25 protein-coding genes are annotated in these 25,769 nt (G+C 61.2%); 19 read left to right on the top strand and 6 right to left on the bottom strand.

Going from position 1 to position 25,769, the window contains the following annotated elements; all coding sequences use genetic code 11:
• Positions 1-1,377, top strand: coding sequence for a replication initiation protein (locus BJG93_RS33475; protein WP_027196627.1), 1,377 nt, complete (start codon positions 1-3; stop codon positions 1,375-1,377).
• 240 nt (positions 1,378-1,617) lie between these two features.
• On the opposite strand, the gene BJG93_RS33480 is transcribed toward BJG93_RS33475, so the two are convergent.
• Positions 1,618-2,163: a hypothetical protein gene (locus BJG93_RS33480; protein WP_027196628.1), complete on the bottom strand. Its 546-nt coding sequence runs from the start codon at positions 2,161-2,163 to the stop codon at positions 1,618-1,620.
• A 418-nt stretch (positions 2,164-2,581) separates the two neighbouring features.
• Between BJG93_RS33480 and BJG93_RS33485 the strand changes: the two genes are divergently transcribed.
• From BJG93_RS33485 to BJG93_RS33550, 14 genes are read left to right on the top strand one after another with little or no spacing between them, the layout of a single operon-like run.
• Positions 2,582-3,283, top strand: a complete 702-nt coding sequence (locus tag BJG93_RS33485; RefSeq protein ID WP_027196629.1) for a type IV secretion system protein — start codon at positions 2,582-2,584, stop codon at positions 3,281-3,283.
• On the top strand, positions 3,280-4,164 hold the full coding sequence (locus BJG93_RS33490) for a TrbG/VirB9 family P-type conjugative transfer protein (protein WP_034478937.1): 885 nt from the start codon (positions 3,280-3,282) through the stop codon (positions 4,162-4,164). Before BJG93_RS33485 ends, BJG93_RS33490 begins: the two co-directional genes overlap by 4 nt.
• Before the next feature lie 11 nt (positions 4,165-4,175).
• Positions 4,176-5,477, top strand: a complete 1,302-nt coding sequence (locus BJG93_RS33495) for a TrbI/VirB10 family protein (RefSeq protein ID WP_027196631.1) — start codon at positions 4,176-4,178, stop codon at positions 5,475-5,477.
• Positions 5,470-6,276, top strand: coding sequence for a transglycosylase SLT domain-containing protein (locus BJG93_RS33500; protein WP_027196632.1), 807 nt, complete (start codon positions 5,470-5,472; stop codon positions 6,274-6,276). Before BJG93_RS33495 ends, BJG93_RS33500 begins: the two co-directional genes overlap by 8 nt.
• Positions 6,273-7,580 carry a TrbG/VirB9 family P-type conjugative transfer protein gene (locus BJG93_RS33505; RefSeq protein WP_027196633.1) on the top strand — a complete coding sequence of 436 codons (1,308 nt, stop codon included), beginning with the start codon at positions 6,273-6,275 and terminating at the stop codon, positions 7,578-7,580. The genes BJG93_RS33500 and BJG93_RS33505 overlap by 4 nt, the downstream gene beginning before the upstream one ends.
• Positions 7,580-8,008 (top strand): lytic transglycosylase domain-containing protein, encoded by a 429-nt coding sequence (locus BJG93_RS33510; protein WP_082194597.1) that lies wholly within the window; start codon positions 7,580-7,582, stop codon positions 8,006-8,008. Before BJG93_RS33505 ends, BJG93_RS33510 begins: the two co-directional genes overlap by 1 nt.
• Before the next feature lie 3 nt (positions 8,009-8,011).
• Complete coding sequence (locus BJG93_RS33515) at positions 8,012-8,572, top strand: toxin co-regulated pilus biosynthesis Q family protein (protein ID WP_027196635.1); 561 nt, start codon at positions 8,012-8,014, stop codon at positions 8,570-8,572.
• A gap of 4 nt (positions 8,573-8,576) precedes the next feature.
• Positions 8,577-10,208 carry a type II secretory pathway protein gene (locus tag BJG93_RS33520; protein WP_027196636.1) on the top strand — a complete coding sequence of 544 codons (1,632 nt, stop codon included), beginning with the start codon at positions 8,577-8,579 and terminating at the stop codon, positions 10,206-10,208.
• Positions 10,209-10,219: 11 nt separating this feature from the next.
• Positions 10,220-11,548 (top strand): type 4b pilus protein PilO2, encoded by a 1,329-nt coding sequence (locus BJG93_RS33525; RefSeq protein WP_027196637.1) that lies wholly within the window; start codon positions 10,220-10,222, stop codon positions 11,546-11,548.
• Positions 11,549-11,582: 34 nt separating this feature from the next.
• Positions 11,583-12,287, top strand: coding sequence for a hypothetical protein (locus BJG93_RS33530; protein ID WP_231337737.1), 705 nt, complete (start codon positions 11,583-11,585; stop codon positions 12,285-12,287).
• A gap of 2 nt (positions 12,288-12,289) precedes the next feature.
• Positions 12,290-14,545 (top strand): ATPase, T2SS/T4P/T4SS family, encoded by a 2,256-nt coding sequence (locus BJG93_RS33535; RefSeq protein ID WP_027196639.1) that lies wholly within the window; start codon positions 12,290-12,292, stop codon positions 14,543-14,545.
• Positions 14,542-15,675 (top strand): type II secretion system F family protein, encoded by a 1,134-nt coding sequence (locus BJG93_RS33540; RefSeq protein WP_027196640.1) that lies wholly within the window; start codon positions 14,542-14,544, stop codon positions 15,673-15,675. Before BJG93_RS33535 ends, BJG93_RS33540 begins: the two co-directional genes overlap by 4 nt.
• A 14-nt stretch (positions 15,676-15,689) precedes the next feature.
• Positions 15,690-16,310 carry a type 4 pilus major pilin gene (locus BJG93_RS33545; protein WP_027196641.1) on the top strand — a complete coding sequence of 207 codons (621 nt, stop codon included), beginning with the start codon at positions 15,690-15,692 and terminating at the stop codon, positions 16,308-16,310.
• A gap of 12 nt (positions 16,311-16,322) precedes the next feature.
• Positions 16,323-17,468: a hypothetical protein gene (locus BJG93_RS33550; RefSeq protein WP_027196642.1), complete on the top strand. Its 1,146-nt coding sequence runs from the start codon at positions 16,323-16,325 to the stop codon at positions 17,466-17,468.
• Between the two features lie 723 nt (positions 17,469-18,191).
• Here the strand turns inward: BJG93_RS33550 and BJG93_RS33555 are convergent.
• Together BJG93_RS33555 and BJG93_RS33560 are read right to left on the bottom strand one after the other, a co-directional pair.
• Entirely contained in the window at positions 18,192-19,277 is a 1,086-nt protein-coding gene (locus BJG93_RS33555; RefSeq protein ID WP_034478947.1) for a CAP domain-containing protein, read from the bottom strand.
• Between the two features lie 254 nt (positions 19,278-19,531).
• A complete protein-coding gene (locus BJG93_RS33560; RefSeq protein ID WP_027196644.1) occupies positions 19,532-19,897 on the bottom strand; it encodes a hypothetical protein in 366 nt (121 codons plus the stop codon).
• On the opposite strand from BJG93_RS33560, the gene BJG93_RS33565 reads away from it, so the two are divergent.
• Positions 19,896-20,129, top strand: coding sequence for a hypothetical protein (locus tag BJG93_RS33565; RefSeq protein WP_154671793.1), 234 nt, complete (start codon positions 19,896-19,898; stop codon positions 20,127-20,129). The genes BJG93_RS33560 and BJG93_RS33565 overlap by 2 nt on opposite strands.
• On the opposite strand, the gene BJG93_RS33570 is transcribed toward BJG93_RS33565, so the two are convergent.
• The 3 genes from BJG93_RS33570 to BJG93_RS33580 form a co-directional block, all read right to left on the bottom strand.
• Positions 20,080-21,267 (bottom strand): FlhC family transcriptional regulator, encoded by a 1,188-nt coding sequence (locus tag BJG93_RS33570; RefSeq protein ID WP_027196645.1) that lies wholly within the window; start codon positions 21,265-21,267, stop codon positions 20,080-20,082. The genes BJG93_RS33565 and BJG93_RS33570 overlap by 50 nt on opposite strands.
• 38 nt (positions 21,268-21,305) lie before the next feature.
• Positions 21,306-22,556 carry a hypothetical protein gene (locus BJG93_RS33575; protein WP_027196646.1) on the bottom strand — a complete coding sequence of 417 codons (1,251 nt, stop codon included), beginning with the start codon at positions 22,554-22,556 and terminating at the stop codon, positions 21,306-21,308.
• Between the two features lie 238 nt (positions 22,557-22,794).
• Positions 22,795-23,682 carry a nuclease-related domain-containing protein gene (locus BJG93_RS33580; protein ID WP_231337701.1) on the bottom strand — a complete coding sequence of 296 codons (888 nt, stop codon included), beginning with the start codon at positions 23,680-23,682 and terminating at the stop codon, positions 22,795-22,797.
• Positions 23,683-23,971: 289 nt separating this feature from the next.
• On the opposite strand from BJG93_RS33580, the gene BJG93_RS33585 reads away from it, so the two are divergent.
• From BJG93_RS33585 to BJG93_RS33595, 3 genes are all read left to right on the top strand, one after another.
• Positions 23,972-24,343 carry a hypothetical protein gene (locus BJG93_RS33585; protein ID WP_027196648.1) on the top strand — a complete coding sequence of 124 codons (372 nt, stop codon included), beginning with the start codon at positions 23,972-23,974 and terminating at the stop codon, positions 24,341-24,343.
• Between the two features lie 123 nt (positions 24,344-24,466).
• On the top strand, positions 24,467-24,895 hold the full coding sequence (locus BJG93_RS33590) for a hypothetical protein (protein WP_027196649.1): 429 nt from the start codon (positions 24,467-24,469) through the stop codon (positions 24,893-24,895).
• 224 nt (positions 24,896-25,119) lie between these two features.
• Positions 25,120-25,764, top strand: coding sequence for a hypothetical protein (locus BJG93_RS33595; protein ID WP_231337702.1), 645 nt, complete (start codon positions 25,120-25,122; stop codon positions 25,762-25,764).
• Positions 25,765-25,769 lie beyond the last annotated feature (5 nt).

Here is a 25,769-nt window from a genome sequence, read left to right on the forward strand (position 1 = left end):
ATGACGACAGCAGGGCAGGTAGCCACATCGCGGCAGCTGGCCTTAGCTTTGTTCGACGATGCAACCGGGCAGGACCTTCCGGTCGACACGGCGCGGTCCGACATTGGCTTCGCACGAAAGAACGTTCTCATCCGCATTATCGATTTGGGTGTTGCAGCGCGACGTCTGATCGATGCGGCGTATTTCGTCGTCGCTCAGGACGAACAGGTTCGTGATCTCTATGACGTTGAACTGGACTACTTCAAATGGCTCATGCGTTACTCGAGTCGCAACAACGCGCACCTCGAGCAGGTGATCACCGAAGCTCAACGGGCCTTGATCCAGGCGACCACCGCGCCGGACGCCGACGGGGAAAAGCCGTTTGGCTCAGTGCAACTGATTGGACGCATCTCCTACTCAGGCGGCCGTTTCCAGTTTCGAGTACCCCCCGATCTGATTGGCATCATACGCGGCCCAGGAAAGTCGCATTGGCTGAGCCTGCGCATCACTTCTCTCTTCACGCTCAGCTACGCGCGTGTCATGTACGACCACCTTCTTCCCTACGCGGATGACGGAGAAACAGATTGGCTTACTCTCGATGAATTGCGTTTGTGGCAAGGTGCAATGGGTGCCAAGGCAAACGAGTTCAAATATTTCAAACGAGACTGGTTAGTACCTGCCATTGAACAGATCAACGAGGTTTCTGACCTGAGACTCTCGTATGAGACGCGCAATGAGCAGGGGTCTCGGAAAATCGGCCGCCTGAAGTTTCGCATTGAGCGCAAAGAGATGGCCGAGCGCATCCTTCATACCCACGAGCAGGCGCAAGCGATTTATCAAACGTTGAAGCAGGAGTTCGGGTTGTCCAGCGCCCAACTAAACCAGATTGCCGCGTCGCGCGACACATACAATGATGAACGATTGGAACAGGCGATCGAGCGGACGCGTTTCAGCCTGAAATTGGGCAAGGTGTCGAAGAGCCCAGCCGGATTTTTTATGAAGGCATTGAAGGAACAGTGGATCGTCTCCGACGCCGAGCGCCAGATGGTCGAGATTCAGAAAGACCTCGCCCTGACAGAGCAACGGGAATCGGAAGCGAAAGAGCAGATCCAGAGTAGGATGGCCCTGCAGATAGCCGCCCAGAACGTGCACGCTCAGGACCGCATGGTCGACGAAATCCGGCGCGGCTGGGGAGCATACGAAGCCGCTACATCCAAGCAGCGGGAGGACTGGCGACGGACCTACAAAGGGACACCGGCTGGCAAGCTCACGCTACGCCGGCTGGGCATTGATCCTATGATCGACTTGGCCGAGGCAACGATCCAGAAGTACCCCGACTTGAAAGACGGATTCGCGGGCTATGTATTCAATAGGTCGAGGCCGGGCAAGTCTCGTTAGGTCGAGTTCGATGCTGGCTTGCCGGAGGTTGCGCAGCGAACATCGTGAATTCCAGCAGGCGTCTTTCCTGTGCAGAAACTTGCCGAAAGTTGGGGCACATGGCTTTTTCTAGGAGCATCGCATTGCGGCCGTCAAGTAACCATAGATCGGAAAGCGCCACTCAAAGGTGACGCGTTCCGATCTGGTTACGAAAACGCTGAGACTTAACAGGCGCGCGGTTCTCAACCGGCGGCTCTCAAATCAGATCAGTTGCAAGACTCCCTCCAAAACAGCGTTGATTGCTTTCTCCAGACGAGGAAGATCCGCGGACATGCGGCTCAACTGTGCGGAGTATAGCCTGATATAACCTTCCTCCTTATGGCGTGCGAGCCTCACGACTTGTTCGCGGATCGGCGCCACGAACCCGGTAGCCAGGGCCGCTAGGATCTCGTGCACCTTGAGGTCGGAACGGGCGCCAAAACTCACTGCGCGAGCGATCAAAAGCATGCGTCCAATCCGGTTTTCAATCTTCGCGAGAGCCTCCACGGTTTCAAACGAAATGCGCTGCACGTCACCAAACGTATAGATGACTTCGTCCGGTACCTTTGCTGCGCGCAGCAACCGGCTGACGTGTGGTTTCGAAATGCCCAAGGCTGAGGCCATTTCAGATTGCGATTCCCACATTTGCCGATTCAGAAACGAGCCGCAAAGCCGCCCCAGCATGATCATCGATGCCTTCCGCTGACGCAGGCTGCTGTATTGAGCGAGAGCCTCTTGCTGACGTAGCGTAAGTGAATCTGTTTTCATAAATGGCTGTTTGCAAAATGAGTTCATGCTAACCCGGTTGCTCAGATGTCAAGGAAGCTCAAGAATTGCCAGAGTCGCGTGCGTCTCGAAGAACTTGGCATGTCGTGTGATGTCGCCGAAACTTCCGTCAGCCGGCTGACGCAAAAAGCTCAACATTTTGTTTTTAAATCAACGACGTGATTAAGCGCTTCCATGTAAACCATGTAACAGTCTGGATCCTATTCGCATACACTCGCAGTCGTTGCCCCGAAAGCTGCCCCAAAATCGTCATCATTTCGGGTTAAGCCCGTTAGCCGGCTGACGCGATGCATCGCCGAAGTTCTCAGCCCCGAAAGCGCCCAAAAATCGCATCTCTTTTGCATGATCCGGTTCCCGCGCGGGCTGATTCAATGGAGTCGGCCCAAATGGATCGACCGTCATGCCTCTTTTCCGCAGCAAGAAACAGATCGCGCTGTCCACCGCCCCCGGCGGTTACTCCGAAGACGACCCCGAGAAGATCATCTTCGACAACGGCGCACGTCTGCGTGTCGAAGCAAATCACTGGAAGACGTTCTGCTTCATCCTGGCGTTCATCGCGGGCGGGGCCATCTACACGCGCAATCCTGCGCCGTCGGAGGTCAAGTCCTATGGTGTGTCGGCCGATGTGAACGGCCATGCTGTCGTTACGCAACTGACGGCGTACAAGCCGGACGATCAGGCTATCCGCACCTCACTTCGTGAAACTGTGGAGCGCTGGTTCACGATCGAGCCGGTGCTTACCGATGACATCCAGACTTCTCGCATGGCCCGCAACATCAATGGCGTAAAGGCCATGATGGTCGGCAATGCCCGCAACCAGTTCGGCGACTGGATCAAGAGCGATGCGCCGTTCCAGTCGATCACGCTCAACCCGAAGCTCGTGCGGGAAGTACGCGTGACTAACGTTGCGATGCTCGAAGACTCCACCGCGGTGGTGGAATTCACGACAAGCACGACGCAATCACCGACCGATAAGCCGGTGGTGCAGAAGTACGCGCTGACGTTCCGCTACCAGATCAATCCGCCCACATCAGAAGACGCGCTCGGTGCGAATCCGTTCGGCCTCTTCTATCCGTTGTTCTCCATCCAGAAGACCCAATGATGATCCACTCACGCACGCTTGCCTCGTGGGTCGCGGCTTTTGCCTGCGTCACGGTGGTCTGCACGCCCGTGCTTGCTGCCAGGAAGAGCAGCGCGGTGTCGTCCACATCCTTCGATATCGCCAATGCGATGAGCGATCCGATGAGCCCGGTGAATCCCTATAACGCCGGTACCGATCCGATCACCATGCCCGGTGACGCGCGCATGGCGGTGTTCCCGTATAGCCGCGACCAGATCTACCGCATCATGACGGCGCCGCTCAAGACGACAACGATCGAGCTGGCGCGCGGTGAGGTGCTGGCGACCGAGCCCGCGCTTGGCGATTCCGTCCAGTGGATCGTGGATACCGACGGATCGAATCACGTCTTTATCAAGCCCGTCAAGCCGGGCCTCGTCAACACGCTGCACCTGACGACGAACCAGCGTGAATACGACATGACGCTGGTCTCATCGCCGATGGGCGGGCTTTTCTACCAGACCGTGCGGTTCAACTATCCCGGTTCGCTGATGGCCAAGGTTCGCGCGCGCGAGGATGGGAACGCAGGCGCGGCTGACGCGGGGCAGGGAGGGCCGAATGCGAACGATTCGGGCCCGCTCGGGGTATCGCCCGACAAGCTGAATTTCGACTACACCGTGTCGGGTTCGGCGCCGTTCCGGCCGGAGACCGTATTCGATGACGGCAAATCAGTCTGGCTGCGCCTGCCGTTGGACGCGCCTTTCGCGGTGCCGATCGTCAAGGATCACGGCGATATCGTCAGCCCCAACTTCATCCGTCGTGGGCCGTACATCGTCGTGCAGGAAATGGCCAATGAGATTGTCCTGCGCGCTGCCAACGACCAGGTCACGATCAAACGTGGCCGGCCCGGCATCTTCGGTTTCTGAGAGCGCTCGACATGACAGGGCAAAACGGACAGCCGACGGGCGCGCAGGCGCAGATTGTGAAAGGGAAGTCGCCCCGCAACGCGCTGATCAGCGCGGGTGTCGTTGCGGCCGTCGTGATTGCGGCGCTGGGCTTCTACTACCAGATCAAGGAAAGCGCGCAGGCTGACGACGAGGCCAAACTGGCGAAGAAGGCCAAACAGGCGGAAGTGGTCGACAGGTCGAACAGCACCCAGGACGTCGACAAGATCATTCAGGACCAGCAATCGGCCGCACGCAGGATTGCTGCGTCCGAGGCACGAGCTGCCGCGTTGCCTCGCGCTGCATCGGCGTCGGGGGCATCACCCATCCTCGCGCCCGGTCTGACCGCGGATAACTTCGCCGCCGACGAGCACACGCGCGAAATCAAGGCCCAGTCGGATAACGATGCGATCTACGCGTCGGCGATCTTCCGTCCCGGCGTCAAGGTGAAGGATTCTGGACCTGTGCAGGCGATGCTTCCGGCGGGCATCCTCACGCCGCAGCAGGTTGCGACGCAACAGGCATCGGCCCAACAGGCGGCCGCAGGTTCAGCCGGTGCACAGGTCGCCGCGGCGTTGGCGGCGGTGGGCGTCGGCCCGCAGGCGGGGCGGGGCGCGGTGTCAACGACGCAGGATCGCGATGCGGCGTTCATGAAGACGGCAGCCGCGCAATCAGGCAACGGAGAGGACTTTTCCCGCGGCGGTTTTGTGGGTCAGGCGCACGGCTGCGTGCTTTCTCCTCCGCACCATATTCCCGTGCTCACCATCGAAGGGCTGAATTCCGACCGTCCCGGCACCGCAGCGCTGATGGTCGAAAAGAACGTCTACGACAGCATTCGTGGCGACTGCCTGATGATCCCGAAAGGCACGATGATCACCGCGCCCTACAGTTCGGATATCCAGCCGGGCCAGCAGAGCATCCTTGTCGCGGCAACCGAGATGCGTCTGCCCAATGGCAAGCATGTGCCGCTCTACGGCGGGCAGGGCGCGGATGCCGATGGCGCGGCAGGCTTCTCGGGGGACGTCAACAATCACTTCCTGAAGATCTTCGGCACGTCGTTTCTCGTTGCGATCCTTCTGCGCAAGTACGACGGCGGCGAAACGTCCACGACCACGGGGCCGCTTGGTGTGACGCAGGTGGGTAGCACGGCCGGACAGGTCGCAGCGCAAACCTCGCAGTCCGTGCTTGACCGTTATAAGAACATCCCGCCCACGATCACGACGGGCCCGGGCGAGCGCCGCTTCATGATCAAGGTCAATCGCGACATCTGCATGGAGCCATACCGCGGTGACTAGGCGAATTGTCCTGATCCTCTCGCTGGCGGCCCTGTCGTTGGGAAGTCACGCGGCGACCATCGAGAACGTCATCAGCCCGACGAGCGTCGTGCTGACGCAGGCGGGCGCGCGTTCTGTCGCACGCTTCGATGGCAAACCCGTTTTCTACTGCGGGCTGGACGCGTTCGAATCGTGGGCTGCACCGCTCGTTGGTCAGACGGTCGGCAGCAATCCCGATACGGGGATCACGGTGTCTGTTGATGCGCGCGAGGTTTCGCTCGAGCGCCTGCTGGTGAGCAAGGGCTGGCTGCAACCAGTCGTGCTTGATGACGATGCACAGGCTGCGATCGTGGAAGGTCGTGGCGGCTGGGCGTGTGCAAGTGCGACAGCGCCGTTCGAGCTGATGCACACGAGCGTGGATCCGAAGGTGCTCGCAGGCATCGCGCTGAATGAATCGGGCTTCAATGGCCGCGCATGGCCATGGACTCTGAACGTCGCAGGGCAGGGCTATTTCTTCAGGTCGCGCGAGGACGCATACCGCGTCATCCAGTCACTGATTGCGCACGGGCGGTGCGACTTCGACGTAGGCCTTCTCCAGATCAATTGGTGCTACCACGCGCGGCGCTTTGCTTCGCCGTGGGAAGCCCTGGCACCTGCGACCAGCATCCGCGTTGCTGAGGACATTCTCAACGAGAACTACAGCAAAACGCGGTCGGTCGCGAAGGCGATCGCTTACTACCACAGCGCCAATCCGGTTCCGGGCAACGCGTATCTCGCGCGTTTTGCGCGGCACCTTAACCAGATCCAGGCCGGCCTATGAAGTTCCACGTTTCCCGAATCGCTCTCGCCTGTATCGCGCTGCTCGTTGCGATCACGGCGCATGCCGCGAACACTGACCCATTCGATTTCGATTACGAAATTGCGGGCGGTATCGCCGAGCGTCCTGCGCTCATCTTCAACGACGGATCGAAGACCTATATCCAGCCTCGCGCCGGGCAGGTCATTTCCGCAGTCGGTGGCCATACGGAAGGCCCCTATGTCGTTGTCGATGGCACGCCCGAAACGATCACGTACTCGGTGGCCGGCCGCACTGCGAGTGCTCGCTGGACGAAGGCGAACGCGTTCATCGGCGGCGGGGCGAGTGGCGCGCTCGCCGCGTTGCGCGACGATCAGCCCGCTGGTTTTGATGGCTTCACCAATCGCCTTGTCCTCATCGGCACGCATGGTGCGCTCGAGCCGGTCCGCGCGCTCAAGGCGAGCATGCCCGTGGCCAGCTTCGTCAAGGCTTTGGCCCCGCAGGGCTGGACGGGGTCTGCACAGAAGGACGTAGACATCACGGATGCAAGCGCGTTTGCCACGCGTGCGGGCGAGAACTGGATGCAGGCGCTCGATCGCCTGATGACGCAAAGCGGACTGTACGCGGACGTCGATTTCACGTCGCGCCACATCCGCCTGCATCGCGACGCGCCGAAGTCCGGCGCGCTCAACTACGCGGCAGGTGAAAAGTCGCAGCCTGACACCATCGCACAAACCGTGGTCGCTAACGGGGACGCAGCGAAGCCAGACGCACCGACGGCGAGCGCATCGCTGCTGGCCGAAAATTTTGGTGCGCAGGCGATCCGCGATGGCGACGACACACACACCCAGATCCGCTTTGCATCGAAGCCTGCCCACGAGCTGACGTTCAAGACACCTGACGGGCGTTCGCTGCATCCGAAATGGAACGGCGACACGAACGTCATGACTGTCGAGCGTGCGCAGCGCATCGTCGTCTCCGATGGTTCGAAGTCGGTCGAGGTCGGCCGATCGGCAGGGACAGTCTACGACTTCGATCAGGCGAACGCCGCCCATCTGCTCGCGGTGTTCGACAACGACGGTCACACCTATTTCAAGTTCGCGGATTCGGTTATCCAGATCCATGTGGCGGACGTCAGACACCTCGGGTCGGGTGAGCAGAAGGGCCGCTACTACATGTTCAACGGCACGTCCGAACAGTTCATCGTCACCGCGGACGGCAATACCGTGAACGTCATGCGCCGTCACGACGTGAAGTACTTCGAGCGTCTCGCGCCGGGCGCTCCTGTCGCGCCGACGACCACTGCAACAGCGGTGGCGAAATCGTGATGAAGGGCGCGCTTCATCTGTTCGCTGTGTTCGCGTCACTCGGATGCGCGGCCGTCGCACAGGCCGACTGCCTCGACGACGCGGCTGCCTACCGCCACATCAGTGCGCAACTGGTTCGGGCGATCGCGCAGCACGAATCAGGCATGCGCTCGAGCGCGGTGAACGTGAACAGCAACGGGACCGAAGACATCGGCCTCATGCAGATCAACTCGTCATGGCTGCCGAGACTCGCCCAGTACGGAATCCGGCGTGAGCACCTCTTCAATGCCTGTGTGAACGCCTACGTCGGAACGTGGATTCTTGCTTCGAACATCAGACAGTTCGGGCCGACCTGGAGGGCCGTGGGTGCATACAACGCGGTTTCGACGCAGAAGCAACTGATCTACGCCAACGCAATCTATCGCCGCCTGCAGCGGCAGGGGCAATAACCAATGAATGTGACCATTGAACGCAATGAACGGGTGCGCGTGATCGCGCGTGTGCTGGCCGCACTGTCGCTGGTGGGTGTATCGGGCTGGAGCCAGGCCGCAATCGACCCCGACCAGTCGCACGTCGCTCCTCCCGCCGGTGACGGATGGCAGATCCTGTCGGCCGCCCCGTCGTCCCGCGCGACGGCAGCGAACGCGGCGCCGGCGGTCACTCCGGCCGCATCGGGCGCGGTGGCAGGACCGACCGCGTCTGGTGTTGCATCGGTGGTTCTGCCTGGCACGCCGACGACGCCAGGTGGCGTGCTAACGCTTTCCATCGCGCCGCAGGACCTCAATCTGCGCAATGCACTCGATCGCTGGTTGCAGACACAGGGATGGCAGCTCGCGTGGAAGGTCGATGACGATCTGCCGCTCGAATTCAACGCGACCTTCTCCGGTGACTTCACGTCGGTACTCACGCAGGTCATGAAAGCGACCAATCACATGCGCGTGCCCACGCGCATCTGCCGTCACACCAACAACGTCATCCGCGTGATCGCGCGCGCGGCCAACTGCCAGGACTAACACCATGCGTCACGCTTCCATTCTCACAACTGGCCTTGCCGCTGCGTGCTCGCTGATGATCGCGGGTTGCGCGGTCTACCAGAGCGACGTCAACTCGGCTTACGACGGTGTTCATCGCACCGCGAGCGATGCGATGGCCAACCTGCCTGGCTCGATGGCGCTCGTTGAAGACGTGCCGACGGCCTTCCTCGGCGACCGGCTCGTCCCGGTCGCGTACGAAGCCAAGCTGCCCGCCACGTTCCGCGAGAAGAAGGTGACGATGCCCGCGAACATCGGTATCAAACAGATCTCGACGCTCATCTCGGGCGCAACCGGTTATGCGGTCCATCTGAGCCCTGACGTGTTCGTGCCGCGTAGTTCCCTGGTGCCGCGCGAGGCAGCGGGTTCGTCGGGTGGCAAAGGCGCAACTGTAGGGTCGAACGGTTCCAGCAGCGCGAACTTCGAAGAGCCGGTCTACGGCCAGGTCTTCACGGGCTATGCAGGCGAGTATCTGACCCGCATGGCCGAAGACCTTGGTCTCGACTGGTCGTTCGATGGAACGACCATCAACATCACGCGATTTGTCACGCGCATGTACCAGATCGCCGCGATCCCGGGCAAGGTATCGATCAAGTCGACCATGTCGAAGGGCATGGACACCTCGACGGGCAACCAGGCGAACGGCACCGGCGGATCGGGCGGCAATACGGGTTCGTTCGCGGCACAGACCTCAACGGGCCGGGAAGGCGACTTCGACCAGATCCAGTCGATCAGGGATGCGCTCGAGAAGCTTCGCTCGCCGATGGGCCGCGTGACCGTGAACCCACAGAGCCGTCTCGTCGTAGTGTATGACACGCGTGAGGCGGCAGACCGGATGGGCAAGCTGCTCGCGCAGGAAAACGCGGTCTCGACGCGTCAGGTGATGCTGCGTGTGCGCACGCTGCAGATCGCGCTGAAGAAGGGCACTCAGGCGGGTGCGAACGCAGATGTCGTGTTCAACTATATCCAGGGCGGCCTCGCCAAGTATGCGGTCAGCTTCACGTCGCCCACGTCGCTCTCCTCGGGAGGGGCTACGGTCGGCCTGTCGGTGCTGCAACCGAATGCGCCGTTCTCCGGTACCAACGCCGTCATCAATGCTCTGAACCAGTATGGCCGCACCGTGCAGGACAGCACGCAGACGAAGATGACGCTCAACGGCCTGCCGGTTTCCATCGCCTCGTTCCAGAGCGACGACTATCTGCGATCGACCACGCCCTCCGCAGGGAGCCTGACGGCCACGTCAGGCGGTGTGCCCGGTCTCACGCCGGGAACAGTGACGACGGGCGACTTCGTCAATATCCTGCCGGCGGTCAACGACCACAACCAGATCATCCTCTCGTACTGGGCCGACAGTTCGAAGCTCAATGGTCCGTTCACGTCGGCGTCGGTTGGCTCTGGCCAGACGCTGCAACAGATCCAGCTGGCGCACACGACCGGCAGCAAGGAGGACCAGACAATCGCGCTGTCTGACGGCCAGACGGTGGTGCTCTACGGCCAGATGACGGACTTCGCGGACAGCACGACGAATGGCGGTATCGCCGGTATCACGGGTCTCTGGGACAAGTCGAAGACCTTCCAGGTGATCATGCTGACGGCTACGGTCGTCCCGTCGATGTGAGCGCAGGCATGCTGCACACTACCGATCCGCTGCCGCGAGAAAAGAACGCGCGCCTGGTCTTCGGACTGGACTGGCGTGCGTATCCGGCCAGACAGATGCGCGCCGAGCGCCGCCGTTATGCCGACGACTTCGGTGCGACGCACTACGTTGAATACCGGAGCGGCAAGGACGTCATCGGCGGCTTTTGCACACCAGACGCTGGCGAGATCAAGGGCGCCAGGCTCTACTCGGGCGCGGCGCGCATTGCGCAGCATGAACGTGTGAAGGGCAGGGCTGCCGCACTGGTCCTGCTGCAGGACGACCAGCGCGTACATGTCGTCTTCGTGGTGCGCGGTGTCGTGCGCAGCGACGAAGTCCTGACCACCCCGAAGGCGCACGAAAGGCGTCTGGCGATCGAGCAGGAATGCCTGCGCCTTAACCTGACGCTGACGACGCTCGGTTCCGGCCAGGCTGTCGGAGACGTGGACGAGAGCTTCGGCGCTGCGGCACTGCTTGACGATCGCAAGACTGGCCGCGTCGCGAAGGTGCCCGTCAACCTGCCGACACTCGTGCCGGTGCTGGTGATATTCACGGCCGTCGTATTCGGTGGCATCCAGTTGCTCGACCTGCTGAATCCACCCGCACCGCCTGCGTCGAAAGAGCCGTCGCTCGAAGACAGATATGCAGCGCTTGTGCGTCAGACCTTCGCCGCAAAGATGCCGCGCGCCAGTCAACTGGCGCCAGCGCTTCTTTCCACCCTTGGAAATAGCGAATCCGTCGTGGCGGGCTGGGTCTTCGAGAAGGCGGTATGCGCAACGCAGGGCTATTGCGCGCTGACCCTTCGCCGGTATGGCGGCAGTTTTGAGGACCTCCGCCAGGCAGCGGCTGAGACCATGCGTCCGCTGCACTTTGACGCGGATGGCCTGCATGCCGGAGCGCGGGGTCCGCAGGTTCCAGACGTCGCGTTCGTGACAGCCGATGACCAGAAAGCGTGGCCTACCGAGCAGGGACTGATCGACGCCCTGCAGACGCCACCGCAGAAGCTTTCGACCAAACCGTTCGAGCTGATCAGCTACGGCTACACGGTCCAAATCGAACCGGCCATACCCTTACTCGCGATCCCGCCGGGGACCACCGGCTCGCGGCCTGCGCAGATGATTCGCGTGGGTACCTGGGAGATCAACGGCTTTCGCTGGCAATCGCCGTTGCTCGCGAAGCTGCCATCCAACATGACGCTCGACTCCATGACCGTGGAGCTGAAGCTGAACGACCAGGGCGCAACCGGGAAGGCGAACAGCGGCGCAGGCGACCAGGGCGGAATCCATTTCACAGCGAAGGGCAAATACTATGTTCTCGACTAAACGGCTGACAGCGATTGCCAGTGCATTGACGCTGGTGACCGGCGCTGCGCAGGCGCAACAGACAAAGCCGGCTGCGCCGCACATGGAGACGGCCAGCGTGCGCAGACCTTCAGCCAGTCTCGACATGGGCACGCCCGTGTCAGCAGGCGCTGCACCGGCAAGCGGAGCGGCGACAGGCGGTTCGCTTGCCAGGTCGACTCCAGTGGACTCGCAGGCGGCGGCCTCTCAACAGGTCTCGCAACCGGTAGCGCAGACGTTACCGGCCGGAACTACGCCGCACCTGTCGATCGACGAGATCGACCAGATCACCCGCTCGAAAATCGCACGCCAGCTTGCGGGCGATGGCGGGCCTCAGGGTCCTGCAGTCTCGCTGACCGCGCCCGCCCCGGCAACCGTGCCCGCACCCGCGCCGGTCATCAGGGCGATACCGCCGGCTCCCCGCAAGGAACCGGTGCGCTTCGTTGGCGCTTTCAGCGATATGAGCGGGCAGTCGGTGCTGTATGAGTACCGCAGCGCCTCCTATCCCGCGCACGTCGGCGCGAAGCTGCTCAATGGCTGGACCGTGAAGCGTGTTGATGGATTCGTCGTCACCGTCGCGGATGGCAGGCGCACATGGACGGAAACCATCAGCGGTGGCACGGCCAATACGTCGGACAGCACGCAGCAAACCGGCAGTCCAACGCGAACGCTGGGTGATCTCGGTGGGCCGCTGCCTTCTTCCTTTCCTCTGGGTCAATAACGATGAGCCTGTTCAACGGTATTGAAAACGGTAAGCCGTCTTCGCGCGGCATTCTTGGACGGTTCCGTGCGTTGCGCGCCGGGTTCACTGACGACTCACCGGCGTCGATGCCTATCGCCGGCGCCGAAGGCAAGGAGAACACGGATCGCGAGCCGCGCTTCGTGCGCAAGGGCAAGCCGGTCAAGGCAGAGCCTGTGGACACCAGGCCCGGCCAGACGATGACGCTGGGCATGAGGCTGAGGATGGCCGACGTCACCGACGTCGACGCCAATGAAAGCGACACGCATGCGGCGGCCGGCGCTGATCCGGCGCAGCCGGAAGCCAACGGGCACCCGGCGCGAGTTGAGCCGGCGATTCATCACACGGCTGAAGTGCAAGGGACCGCAGAGAGCGCCGCTGAAACGGCCCCGGACGGTGGTGCTGAATCAGCGATGAAGGCCCACTTCACAACGATGGAATACCCAACGGCTGAATCTGGGCTAAAAGCGCGCGATGTCGCACCGGAGCCAGTGCCGCCGACAGCGGCCGCTGACGAGACACATGACGTGCACGAGCTCCATGCGCAGGCAGACGTGGTCCCGCAGCAGTCGGAGTTCCTGCCGTCAGGCCTGCCGCAACTGGTTGCCGCCGATGCACTGGGTTTCAAACGCATTCTGAGTGAGCGCGGCCAGGATGCGGCGCTGCGCATCACGGATTCCGCACGACGTGAGTTCGTGGCCGTCGAAGTGCACGCCGGGATGGCAATCGTCGTTACGACGCGGACATTTCATGAGTCCGCGCTTTACCCGACCTACGTGAAGGATCTCGAGCGCGCCGACATCAAGGTACATGAGGAGATGATCGCGACGGACGCGGTGATTGCGGCGATCTACGCACGCGAGCGCAACCGCTCGGCGGCGATCATCCCGGAGAGTTCGCGCGCCATCGGCACGTTCCGTGACGTGACCGAAGCCGCTCACGCCTACGGCGCGGGCGATATCCACTACGAGTACCGCGATTTCAACGACGATGTTGAAGTCCGGTTCCGTGTGAACGGCGACCTCTACACGTACCGCAAGCTGCCCAAGGCGCTGGTGCGTCGCGCGCTGTCGGCCTCCTATCAGGATCTCGTCGCGCGCAACACGAATTCGGGCGAGACGTTCCAGCCCACTGCGTCGCAGTCGGCGATGATCCCGCTCGTCGTGCAGTCAGACATTGTCAACATCCGCTGGCAGAGCTCACCGCTGGTTGGCGGCTTCGACGTCGGGCTGCGCCTGCTCGACGGCAACTTCCGGAATCTCAAGGTGCTGATGCCGGAACAGATGGGATTGCAGACGTCCCAGTTACGCATCATCCAGGCGCTGGGCAACGTCAGCGGCGGGGTCACGGTCTTCACGGGCGAAACAGGGTCGGCAAAATCCACGCTGCTGCGCGCGATGTCGTTCACATTCGCGTCGCGCGACCTGCGCAAGCAGTTCGCGGTCAACGAGCCGTCCGAGTATCCGCAGCCGTGGCTCTCGGATATCTCGATTCCGCGCCGTCCCGACGAGACGGACGAAGAAGCCAACCGCAAGTGCGCCGAGGTCATCCGTACGTTGATGCGTATGGACCCGGATGATGTGACGGTGGGCGAAATCCGCGATCGCGTCGTCGCCGGCCTCGTTGCCGAACTGGCGCTCACTGGACACCCGGTACGCACGACGTTACATGCAGACAGCGCAATCGGTGCATTCATGCGCCTTGCCGGTGGGCGTCTGCAGTTGCCGATGGACGAAGTGTCCTCCGAGAAGTTCATCAATGCTGTTGCGAACCAGAAACTGATCCCCTTGCTGTGCCCGCACTGCAAGGTCCCGGCACGTGACGTGATGTCCGCAGCGCAGATCGAAACGCTGGAACACAAGTTCGGGCTGGACACCTCGAAGATGGCGTGCCGCGATGAAGCCGGTTGCGAACACTGCCGCCTGAAGGGACTCTTCACGCGGGCAGGCAAGGTGGCGGCCGGCACGAAGGGGCAGACGCTTGCAATGGAAATCTTCCGGCCAACCATGGAGTTTCTCGACCGCGTTGCCGAACGCGACTGGCGCGGCGCTGAGAACGTGTGGCGATCGGCGCGCTCGACCGGCTTTGACAGCGACGACATGACGGGCAAGACGATCTACGAGCACGCGCTCTATAAGGCGTCGCAAGGCATCATCGATCCGCGCTTCATCGACACGGCGATGCGTCCGTTTGACGAATACCGGATCTTCGCCGACCGCGACGGGAGGATGCCCTCGTGATCCGCGGACTGATTCATACGCTCTTCATGGCGTTGCCGCAGAAGGAGCGGCTACGCATCGCCCGTTGGCGCTTCCAGAAAATGCGCGAGACGTTCTATCGCGAGACACGTCTGGACGTGGCGGCCAAGGGGCTGCGCAATCGCGAGACGCTGCTCGAGCGGCTGACGACCCTCGAAAAGCGTCATCGCTCGCGCAAGTGGCTGGCGTGGCCCGTGTTCAATGCGGTTGCGAAGCGCATGGTCGCGGGCGACGACTTTGCCACGGCGCTCAAGCCGTTCATTCCGGGCCAGGAACACGCGCTCCTTGACATTGCCGGTACGTCGACGCGCGCAGACGCTGCGGTGCGCGGGCTGGAGCTGGCAGAAATGGCGGCGCACGCGGAGGGTGTGCTCGCGTCGACGACGTCGCTGGAGATGGCCTATCCGGCGTTTCTGATCGTCTACCTTTACATGTTCTGCATGCTGTTCGGCGGGGAGATCTTCCCGGCTGTCGCGGACACGAAGCCGGTCGATCAATGGTTGCCAATAGGCCAGACGCTCCATGCGATCGACACGTTCTGCTACGACTACTGGTGGCTGAGCGCTGCGATCACCGCGAGTCTCGTGTCGTTGTACTTCTGGACGCTCAGGCGCTGGACCGGACACTTTCGTAACCGGGTGGATGCGTTGCCGCTCATGTGGCGCAACCGGCGCGACCTGCGTGCGGCCTTGCTGATCGTGTCGCTTGCCGGTCTCTTCGATTCGAATCTCGTTTTGCGGGCGGCGCTCGACCGTCTTGCGAAGACCGCCGACCCGTGGCTCAGGTGGCACATCGACCGGATGAGCCGGCGGCTCACGCAGCGCCCGGACGAACCGATGCGAGCGCTCGACACCGGCATCTTCTCCGAGGTGGTGATCGACACGATCGCCGACGCCGCGGGGCGCGACCAGTTCGTACAGGCCATCAAGAGTCTTGGCCGGACTTCGCTGGACCGCGTTGTCGCCACCGTGCGCCGCAATGCACGCATCACGCATTACGTGCTGCTCGGCTTCGCCATCACGCTGTTTTTCGTGCTGGGCATCGGATCGTACGCTGCGACCGGCGCCGCGAGCTTCGATTCTTCCCCGACTACATCCGCTGTATCCAATTGACTGAGGCAAGAAAAATGAACAACAACCCGATCCAGAATCAGACCCAGATTCAGACCCAGGCGCAACGTAAGGCAGCGATCCTGCGCATGGGCCGCCGGCGCAAACAGTCCGGCGAACTTTCGATCATCGAAGGCGCAGCCGTCATGGCGGGTGCCGCGCTGCTCGCACTCATCGTCTATGAGGGCCGTAGCTTCGTGATGGATCGCATTCACGCGCACCAGTTCAAAAGCGAGGCCCAGCTCTTTCGTAGTGGTATTCAGGACGCGACGTCGAGCGACACTGATTTTTCGGGCGAATCGCTGCTCACGCTCGCGCAGAATCACGCCTTCGATTCGGCGGGTAGCCGGGTGAACAAGACGTCCGGCGCGCTGACCGGTATCTTCGGTGGCTCGGTGACAGCCGCGGTCGCCACCATTGCCACGACCAACGATGCGATGGCGCTGACCTACCCGGTGCCGGCGACGGTCTGTTCGCTCTCGGTGAGCGCTGTGGCGGGCGCCTATACAAAGGTGACCGTCAATGGGACGACCGTTTCTGATCCCAACACGACCTTTAGCCAGACGACTGCGGGGACGGCGTGCAGTTCGGCGGGTGCGACTGCGAGCATCGCAATGTACGCGACGCACAACAACTAAGGATCGCCGCCCATGCTCAGCCTCGTCGAGATGGTGGCCGTGATGGTGGCCGCCGCGCTGCTGGTCGTCGTTGGTATCAAGGAAGACGCAGCGAAGCAGCGCAAGCAGGTGATGACGGCCGAAGGCCAGAACGAGGCGGTGATCAACTCGGCGCTCTCCGACTGGGTGACGAACAACTACGCGACGCTGATCGCTGGCGGGCCCGGCCCGGTCACTGCGCCGACCATCGATGACCTGTTCACACAGGGGAATCTGAAACAGCCCCACGCAGCGGGGCCGTTCTGGGGGGGCTCCTATGTGACCAGCATGAGTGTCGGGCCTGCAACCTGTACGGTCAGCGCGGGTGACTGCCACGTCAGGTACGTCATGTATCCGTCGAAGCCGATCACGCGTGGCGGACAGCCTGATGTCGTCGGCGCCTCAGAGATTGTGCAGGCTGGCGGCAATTCGTTCGGGTACTCGAAAGCGCAGAACGCGGGAACGATCACCGGCCTCTACGGTGCATGGACCGCGAACAATCCATTGGGCAATGTCCCGGCCGCAATTCTCGCGACCAACGGGCCAACCTCGGACGGTAACTCGGTCTATATCCGGCGCGATGGTTCGCTTACGTGGACGGGCGACCAGAACGTGAATCACGTGAGCCTGCACAACGTTCACGATCTGGATGCAGAGGGGACGGTCAGCGCCGCGAATGTTGGCGCAACGGGTGCTGTGGCCGCCAGCGGTGCGGTAGCCGCGGGCACGAGCGTCACCGCCGGTACGACGGTTGGGATGGGCAGCTTTGGCTGGCCACGAACCGCTTGCCCGACGGTCAATGCAATGGCGGGCGCAAGTGACGGTTCGGGACTGGTGCTGTCGTGCCAGAAGCTGTCGGGCGTTCTGCAGTGGATGCCCATTGGCGGGCCGAAGCTGTGGTACGGCTACACCGCTATCCCCGACGGGAACGGCACCTTTGTGCCAAATCCAGTGTGTCCGGCGGGGGGGACGCCGGGGATCGTCGTGTCCGGGCAGAGCACCTATACCGACCCGACCGCTTCGATCCACTACCGGGTCGATGGTACGGGCCCGTGGACAGTCTATATCGTGGATGGAAGCCCGGGCGACAGCACTGTTATCCCCGGCACCGCCGTTGCGACGACGTATTGTTCCTACTGAGAACAGAGAAAATGACAAAACTGATAATAAGGATTGCGCTGGCCGTCTGTGCGGTGCTTGGGAGCCATGCTGCAATGGCAGGGCCGGTGAGATGTTCGGTCAACAACCAAGATTCGACCTGCGTAGGTCATATCACAACTGTCTGGCAGACTGCACCGACGTGTCCGACAGATGCCGGATGGACGACCGTAGCTGCGGCGCAGTGGATTGGATCGCAATACTCGGCGCCACAGTGCAACTATCAGGCACCCGCGGCCTGTCCAACGGGCTTTACCCAAACAAGTGCGCCTAGCTGGAACGGTTCAAGTTGGTCTGCGCCAGGCTGTACGGCTCCCAACGACCCGACAACTAAGCCTACTATCGTATCGACTACGGGATTCTATGTATGGGAGGATTGCGGAGCCTGGAATGGCGGAAATAAGAGCGGTCAGATTCCCATAGGCGTCTATAAGCAGCAGTGGTCGGACGGCTCTACTTCGTACTACCAATATTACTTCGGCCAGCGATACCCGGTATCGCCAGACAGTGCAGGTAATTACTTCCTGACAGCAACAGGTGATGTCTGGCCCAACGCAGCACTGTATGAGGTGGCCTTAGGCGACCCCAGCGTGTCAGCGCCAGCACAACCGGTCTATGCGTGCAGCGGTTTCAACCACTAGGCGCGGACAAAATAAAAATGCCCCATCGTCTGGGGCATTTTTTGATTTGGCTCAAGTCATTCCGTTAAGAGCCAGTCGTAAAGTTCCACGTCCTGCTTACCGGCTTGCCGTCACGCTGACCCGAGAACGTCGCCGTGTAGGTCGTGTTGGCAGCGAGCGGGGCGAGCGGGAGGAGGACAACAACGCCAACGAAAAGCGCGTTGTTTACGTCGGCCGTCGCGCCCGTCGATCCGGTCATTGCTGCCGAGGGGACAATGATGCGGGCCGGCACCGCCGACCCGTTGGCGGTCAGAGTGAAACTCGTAACCGTCAGTACATCGCCCGCGTTTGCGGCGTTGACTCGGAACATCACCGGCCGCCCAGGCGAAGCGAGATCCGGCGCAGGGTTCGGGCTTTCGGCGTGCATCGTGAGTGCGACGTTCGTTTCGTTCGGATACGGCGACACCGCGTTTGCACTCGTCGCCATCTGCTGACCACCGGCGGCATAGAACCCGTTATCGACCGGTGCACCCGTCACGTTCGTCGTTTCACCGAAGTCAAGCACGCAACCGTAAGTTCCTTGGCTGGCATTCACCTGGAAGCCGACGCCCACTGTTTCCTGAATGTCCGTTGCACCCTGAAGGTGATATACGGTGTCCAGATACTGGCCGACGCAACTTGTGGCGTTCGCATCGACGGTCGTGAGGTTCAGCCCGACTCCCGCATTTTCGCCGACCCACTCCGTCGCCGGAACGCCGGCCTTGCGCGCGCGGCTCAGCGGGGTCGCCTCATAGTAGTCCGCGAGCGTGGAAACTTCATTGTGCGTGACGCTGGTGATGTTGCCGTTCGCAAAGTTGTCAACGAGATACAGCGCATGCGCCGACGCAGACGTGTCGAGCATCGTATCCTGCTTCAGCAGGCCCACACCCATTCCCGAACGGTAAGCGTTCAGTTGCGTGAAGATCGACGCCTCAGCCGTGCCGCTCGTATAGGTCGCCGTCGGAACTGAAGTTTGCAGATTTCCTGCACTCGACGACGTTGCAGCCGGGGTGCTCGAGCTGCCGGTGTTGGTGCCACCACTGTCGCTACCGCCGCCACCACCGCCGCACGCCGAGAGGGCGAGAGCAGCTGCAATAGAAAAGGCGGTCATTGCTGAGATTTTCTTCTTCATTATTGAAAAACCTTGGGTTTGTTGTTGGTCGCGCCCCTTGCACGTCCTTGATTCCATCTTATCGACGCCGCGCCAAAGTCAAGTCGCCGCGCCACTGCGGCGTTTCCTGCCTGGATTCCGCATAAATGCACCTGTCTAACGCGTCGGCATTCTAGATTTAACGGAAATCATTTGTAAGTCTTGAGCCGGGGCGGTTCAGAAAACGAAAAACCCGTCTCGCGACGGGCCCAGGCTGCGCTTCCCGTTGCCGGTGGCTATTTTTTTCTGCTTCGCCGCCGGTGGAACATGCGCAGGCCGATGAATACGACCAGAAGCATTCCACCCGTGGCCTCCGGCATCGCCTTTGCGAGCCCCGGAACCAGGTGGCATCCCATATAGAGGCAGAAAAAGACGACGGCGACCCGGCCGAACCACGGTGCACTGAGCGAGGAGAGAAGGCGCGAAGGCTGGCGACTCGCCCATTCCCTGTATCCCTCGTTGGTCGTCTCAAGATCGAAGCCAGCGGTGTCGATGGCACGCTCGCTCTGATAGAAGCGCTCGTAGCGTTCGAAACGACCGTCGCCGCGGCCGTCGAGCCACGCAGCATTGCTCTCCGGTACGAGGTAGTCGAAGTCTTCCATGGCCTTCTTCATCAGTGAGCGCGCCCGGCATGCAGGCAATGGCGCCGACAGCATCGATGATGACGTTGCCGTCGGTCTCGGAATGGAACGTACCGGTCTCGGGATTCTGCCAGCCGAACTGGGCCTTGCCGTCTGCGCTGAAGACGACGAGCCCGGCTGGCAGTTCCGTTTGTCGCGCGGGTTCAGGCGTCATCTGTTTTCTTCCTGCGCACGGCACGCTTTTTCCCGGTGAGCTGCTGCAGGCATGCCGGGCAGGCGAAGCGGTTATGCACCTCGATCTTCGTGTCGTTGTTCGAGACGACATAGTGCGTGGTACAAGAACGGCAGTGCGCGACGGTCAGTCGGGTGTCGGCGGCCATCGAGCGGGTCAGGTTCCAGCCGCGATCAGCGGAGATCAGGCGGTTTTCGAACAGCCGTGAATAGATATCGTTGGTCGCAATGAGCGCCTCGGGCGCGTTGGCATCCATCGCAATCGCCGAGCGGTACAGCCACATATAGGTCGTGGCGTGCAGGCGGTGAGCGGGGCTCTCGACGAACCATGGCAGCGACGTCGCCACGTTGCCGCATGGCGAGCTTTTGCCGTGGATCTTCTGATACAGCGTTCGCATCTGATGCTGGTTCAACTGGAAGAGCGTCGAGGCCGTCGACGCGCGCAGGCCGTACGCGATCATGGCGGCCGCGAAAATTTCATTGGTGGCCCGTCCGAGCCGCAATCCACTCCAGTCGGCCCGCAGCGGCAGGTCGCCCGCGCGGGCGGGCGATGTACGCATGATCAGATGCGCAATCATTTCGTCGGTTAGACTGCTGGCCGCAAACTCGTACCAGAATGTGGGGCTATTGAAGCGCCACCGGAACAGAGGCAACCCCTGCATGCCGCCCAGCGCGAGATTGAGCTTGTATTGGGGCACCGAGCGCAGATAGTTCGCCAGCTCTGTCGTGATCCCGAGCAACGGCGCACACAACACGCTCATGTTCAGAACCTGAGTGATCAGGTTCAGAAACGCGACGTTCTGATGGTTGACCGCATACAGGGACAGGTGATCGAGCGGCGGTGTCTTGCGACGCAGGATGTCGACGGCCACGGTCGTCGGCGTCTGGTCGACAAAGCAGCGCCAGTCCTCGACGGTCTGCAGCGTCGGTTCGACCATCAGGAAGGGGGTGTGCAGCAGATTGCGTAACGAGGCCTGGTTGAGTTTGAGCTGGTCGATTTCGTCGCGCGCAATGTTGAGAACTTCGCTGAAGCGACTGTCATGCCGCAACATCAGCTTCATGTGATCGACCAGGTTGAAGTTCGTCACCTGAATAACTTCGTTCAGCCAGTCGGGAACGTAGAGCCGCTCGACGGCGCGGTAGTTGTCTTTGTTTTCCATCGTTTATTTCTTCTTTTCTCTCTTATGCGGCCGGCGGGTCAGGCTGCGCGTGCAGCGGCGAGCAGTTCGCCATGAAATTTGCCCACAAGATCGGCGAGGGCGGTGAACAGTCCGCTGAAAGCCTTGTGCGCCCCGTCTGCCGTGACGAGAAGCTGGGCGCTGTGATAGTCCTGCATGAAATCGCCGAACTTCTGTAGCAGCCCCTTCACCTTCTTCTCAAGCACCTCCTGTGCTTCGATGCGTGCGGCTTCTGCATCACGTCGTTGCTCGAGCGCGGCAAGCTCAGCGCGCATTGCATCGACCTTGGCGCTGGCTTCGTTGAAATCGTCCATGGCGTTCTCCGTCGCTTCCTGGAGGTTCTTGATGTGATCCGGCAGCGTCGGCACGGGGACTTCCCTCGTTTGCACCTTCTCCGACGCTTCACGCAGTTCGTTGGTCCGGGCGGTCAGTTCGCGCTCGGTGTTGGCAAGCTGGTTCTGCAGGACACTCATCATCCGCTGTGCTTCCGCGAGTTCAACGAGCGTGCCGTTAGCGTTCTTTTTCTCCTGCTCGATCTGTTGTTGCAGGCGCTTCGCCTGCTCGGTCAGGCGATCCCTGTCCGATTTCGTATCGTCAAGCTCGCCGGCGATATCGGACAGCTGGTTGGTCACGAGCTCGAGCCGGGTGTTTTTTTCCGCAATCTGACCGCGAAAATCGCTGATGAGCTTCCTGATTTCGCGTTTGCTCAGCTCGGGGTTATCCTTCCTCGCCTCGATGACCATCTCGACGATGTCGTCACCGATGTCATTACTGATCAGGGCCTGCATGTCGGTGAGCTCAAGGTATTGCACGGCACCGGCATTTGAACTGAACTTCTCGTACGCGCGGATGTAGAGGTCCACCCATGATCGGGAGCGCCGGAAAGCATGCTGCAGGTAGCGGTAGACGAGTTCCTTTGCCAGGCTTCGGGACTTCGGCGTATCCCCGAGGCGCCTTACAAAATCGTTCTGCACGGCAATCATGATATGGGCGAAGTTGCCGCCGATCCGCATGTGCTCCCCAAAGATCTTGCGGGTCGAGTGCGCGACTTCTTCGCTTTCGGCCACGATGGAGGCAATCAGTGCTTCATCCAGTTGGCCGCCAAAGAACTGCCGTGCGGCCTGACTGAGTTCGGTCTGATTGGGGATGTGCACGAAGGTGGGGGGCAACGATTCCTCCAGCGCATCAGGTCCGTCAGCGCCGGCTGACTCGAGGCGGGTCGGATCGAACTCGTCGTTGTTGACTTTCTTCAGGTCCTTGCTGTTGCTCATGATGTTTCCGTGTCCTTGCTGTTTGCGTGTGGCGTGACGCTGTACCCTGACCTTCGTGATCACACACCCCGTGGCCAGAATACGCTTCGTTTCTCACCCCACTTGCCCGAAAGGCGCACAAATACATGCAGCTTTCGTGACAAATGCGGGTCTTTTTTGCCTAAGCAGTGTTTCAATCGGCATAAGATTCCGTAATCTTTAGCAATTGGCGCTATTTTTGTTAGCGGTACCTCTCGGTTTATGCGACTCGCATCAAACGTATGCGGTGCGCATCGATCGCCCGCGCTTCCGTGTCTGCAACAGCCTGAACCGCACGCCACGCGTGATGCACATTCACGGGCAGATCGCCATTCGCGTCGTGGCGAGCCTTGCGCGCACGCAGCCATTGATGCAGGTCAGCGCGACGGATCAGATTGGCAGGCAGGGCAGAAGAGATTTCGCAGTGGTCACTGGCGAACACGCCTAGCCCTTCGACTGGCCACACGCCGGGCAGCACGCTGCGGAGGAAGCCGACCTTGGACCGGTTCTGACGAAGCGGCGAGCGGCGCGTTTCCTGTTGACCATCGGCGCCGACGCGCACAACGGTGTCGGCGTCATGGCCCGGGAGAATGCTGCCTGCCCAGTTCTTTGTCTCGACGACGAAGATGCCGAAAGGCGTGATCGCAAGATGATCCACTTCGGCCGTCGGAAAAGCTGTCCCCGGCGCATGGTTGAGTAGCACGGCGCCCGGATGCAGATAGAAGTTCTCGCCGCACAGCCATTGCAGCGTGCTGCGAAGTTCCGCCTGCACACGAGCCTCGCCCTCATCGCCGCTTTTCTGGCTGCGGGTAACGGGCGACCGGCTGGAAGCCGGTTTGCGTCGCCGGGTGACCGCGCGGTATGCGAAGACGCAACCAGAGACGAGAAGGATGTAACTGAGCATCGTGGAATTTCCTGAAGTGGGGATAAGTCCAGTCTGCCGCGCAAAAAATGAAGTCAAGTCCTCGCAGAATCGACGCAGATGCTTCGAAGCTTTCTTCCCGCCTTCATCCAATCCCGGAAAGCTATATGGTTTTGTCGAGCTTTCCGGATTAAGCCCGTTAGCCGGCTGACGGAACGTGTTGTCGACCAATAACTGGGACGTCACGCTGCCTCTTTAAGCTGCACGACTTTCGCGAGCATTCAGATATCTATTGAGGATCGCTCGCGCTAATCTGGTCCCATCCCCGCGTCGTCCACGACGCATCGACATGCGCGACGGTAGTCGCGCGTCTGTACTACCCCTCCTTCATCCTTTCCTGCGTGGTGGTGTTTCCGTATGGGCCTTCTGCGGGCCCGTACGAAAGCGCCTCGCGCCGAGTTTCCTTGCTCATCGAGCATCGAAGCCACCGGACTTGTCCGGACATTCCCTTGTGCGTGAAATTTTTGAGAGAAAAATGCTGAAAGTCATGTTTAAAGACGCCCTGAAGACGCCGGGCAAGCTGCTCGCCCTCTGTCTGGTCGTCTATCTCGCCACGATCTCGATTGTGGTCGCTGGATTCCTCATTCTCCTTGCTGTCAGTTGGGTGAAGGTCGAGATGAAGAAGAAGGCGAAGGCAATTGAAGCTGCCGAAGCCGAAGCTGAGGCCGCACGCATCGAGACCGAAAAGCTCGCTGCTGCCGCCAGAGCTGCTGACGCCGCGAAGGTTCGAACCGCCGATGTTGCACATGCAACCGAGGCTGCGAACGACGCGGCTGCCCAACCGGCACCGACGAAGCAATACGCAAAGTCGGCTGTCGTTGTTCCGTTCAGAACCGGCACCCAATAACCGGGTGCTCTAACTACACCGTCGCCCTGGGCTGATGCCCTCGGTGACGGCACTTCAACCTCTGCCGGGAATCCATTCCCGGCTACGGGGCATGTGATTGCCGGCACGACACCGGAGCAATCCATGGAAACGCATGTGGCTGCCTGGCAGCTGGACATCTTCGGCGAGTCATCGCCGGTTCTCGTCACTACCCCCCGACCCGAGCCACTTCCCGATCCGCAGTTCTGGAGCGATACGGTTCGCGACAGGATGATCGACGCCCTGATCTCGCTCGCGAGCGACAGCCGGCGCGGCGACAGCATGCCCGAGTCGCTGATGGACTGCGCGGATCTGCTCTCCGAGCGATTGCGTAACCGGAAGCTGGATGTCGACGACTACCGCGCCACGCTTGGCTGGATCATGGGCTACTGGGATGGCGCGCTGCCTTACGTCTACGTGTGCAAGGTCAACGGTATTGATCCCGAGGCACTGCAGGACGTCATCATGAGCACGCCTCTTCTGGCCCGCGACCTGCGCGAGCTGCAACGCATGTGCTTCGGCACTTTGCTGTAGGAGGCGAGATGACAAACGCTGCATCATTGTTCACTCGCGTACTTGCGGACCTGTTCCCCGGCAAATCCGCCGCGCGTTCGTTCACACCATCGTCCACACCATCCCCCTCACCATCATCCGGGCCCAGCGCATGGCCCGCACCTGACCACACGCCTGCGCCTCGCGCGAACAGTCGCGTCGGTGCACAGCATGAAGTAGGGCAGGGCGCGCCAAACGAAACGCTCGTGACGATCGGCGACACGCCGCATCTGTTCGTCGACGAAGGCGATCACATCGTTGAGTTCGTCCCCGCGTTCGATGACCACACCGAGGAAACCGAGTTCGGGGTGAAGATCGTCCCCGATCTTGCGCCACACTGGGCACAGGTGAGCGTCCATCGCTGCGGGTTGAAGGTAGCGATCGCCGCTGCAATCCGTCAGGGAAACAGCCCTGTGCCGAAAGCTGCTGTTGAGCCGACTCAGGAAGCGCCGGGCGAACGCTCGCAAACGCATCGGGTTGGGCACGAAGAACCTGTCGAAACGGCTGCTTCGGGCCACGTGCGCCGGCGTCGTCCGCAAGCGGCGGACGCCTCGATGGTGACCGGTCGCATCGCATCATGGGGCGAAGAAAGTTTTCCGGACCGCAACAAACCGGGGCGCTTTTACAAATCCTTCGCGATGCATATCGATACGAGCGCCGGCGAGCGGACGCTGCAGGGTGAAGGCCTGAAGGAAGCCATCGCCGAATGTCGTTGTGTCGTTGGTGATGTCGTTTCCGTGCGGCGCCTGCGCAAAGTCAAGGTTCCCGCAATCCGCGGCGACGGCAGTCCGATCATGGTCGAAGGCAAACAGCTCATGTGGGACAAGTGGCTGTGGTCCATTACTAAATAAAGGAA

The organism is Paraburkholderia sprentiae WSM5005 (genome assembly GCF_001865575.2).
Classification (GTDB): Bacteria; Pseudomonadota; Gammaproteobacteria; order Burkholderiales; family Burkholderiaceae; genus Paraburkholderia; species Paraburkholderia sprentiae.

Coding starts and splice junctions, on each gene's coding strand:
- BJG93_RS33475 (WP_027196627.1), top strand. CDS start 1: ATGACGACAGCAGGGCAGGTAGCCACATCGCGGCAGCTGGCCTTAGCT.
- BJG93_RS33480 (WP_027196628.1), bottom strand. CDS start 2,163: ATGAAAACAGATTCACTTACGCTACGTCAGCAAGAGGCTCTCGCTCAA.
- BJG93_RS33485 (WP_027196629.1), top strand. CDS start 2,582: ATGCCTCTTTTCCGCAGCAAGAAACAGATCGCGCTGTCCACCGCCCCC.
- BJG93_RS33490 (WP_034478937.1), top strand. CDS start 3,280: ATGATGATCCACTCACGCACGCTTGCCTCGTGGGTCGCGGCTTTTGCC.
- BJG93_RS33495 (WP_027196631.1), top strand. CDS start 4,176: ATGACAGGGCAAAACGGACAGCCGACGGGCGCGCAGGCGCAGATTGTG.
- BJG93_RS33505 (WP_027196633.1), top strand. CDS start 6,273: ATGAAGTTCCACGTTTCCCGAATCGCTCTCGCCTGTATCGCGCTGCTC.
- BJG93_RS33510 (WP_082194597.1), top strand. CDS start 7,580: ATGAAGGGCGCGCTTCATCTGTTCGCTGTGTTCGCGTCACTCGGATGC.
- BJG93_RS33515 (WP_027196635.1), top strand. CDS start 8,012: ATGAATGTGACCATTGAACGCAATGAACGGGTGCGCGTGATCGCGCGT.
- BJG93_RS33520 (WP_027196636.1), top strand. CDS start 8,577: ATGCGTCACGCTTCCATTCTCACAACTGGCCTTGCCGCTGCGTGCTCG.
- BJG93_RS33535 (WP_027196639.1), top strand. CDS start 12,290: ATGAGCCTGTTCAACGGTATTGAAAACGGTAAGCCGTCTTCGCGCGGC.
- BJG93_RS33545 (WP_027196641.1), top strand. CDS start 15,690: ATGAACAACAACCCGATCCAGAATCAGACCCAGATTCAGACCCAGGCG.
- BJG93_RS33550 (WP_027196642.1), top strand. CDS start 16,323: ATGCTCAGCCTCGTCGAGATGGTGGCCGTGATGGTGGCCGCCGCGCTG.
- BJG93_RS33555 (WP_034478947.1), bottom strand. CDS start 19,277: ATGAAGAAGAAAATCTCAGCAATGACCGCCTTTTCTATTGCAGCTGCT.
- BJG93_RS33565 (WP_154671793.1), top strand. CDS start 19,896: ATGGCCTTCTTCATCAGTGAGCGCGCCCGGCATGCAGGCAATGGCGCC.
- BJG93_RS33560 (WP_027196644.1), bottom strand. CDS start 19,897: ATGGAAGACTTCGACTACCTCGTACCGGAGAGCAATGCTGCGTGGCTC.
- BJG93_RS33570 (WP_027196645.1), bottom strand. CDS start 21,267: ATGGAAAACAAAGACAACTACCGCGCCGTCGAGCGGCTCTACGTTCCC.
- BJG93_RS33575 (WP_027196646.1), bottom strand. CDS start 22,556: ATGAGCAACAGCAAGGACCTGAAGAAAGTCAACAACGACGAGTTCGAT.
- BJG93_RS33585 (WP_027196648.1), top strand. CDS start 23,972: ATGCTGAAAGTCATGTTTAAAGACGCCCTGAAGACGCCGGGCAAGCTG.
- BJG93_RS33590 (WP_027196649.1), top strand. CDS start 24,467: ATGGAAACGCATGTGGCTGCCTGGCAGCTGGACATCTTCGGCGAGTCA.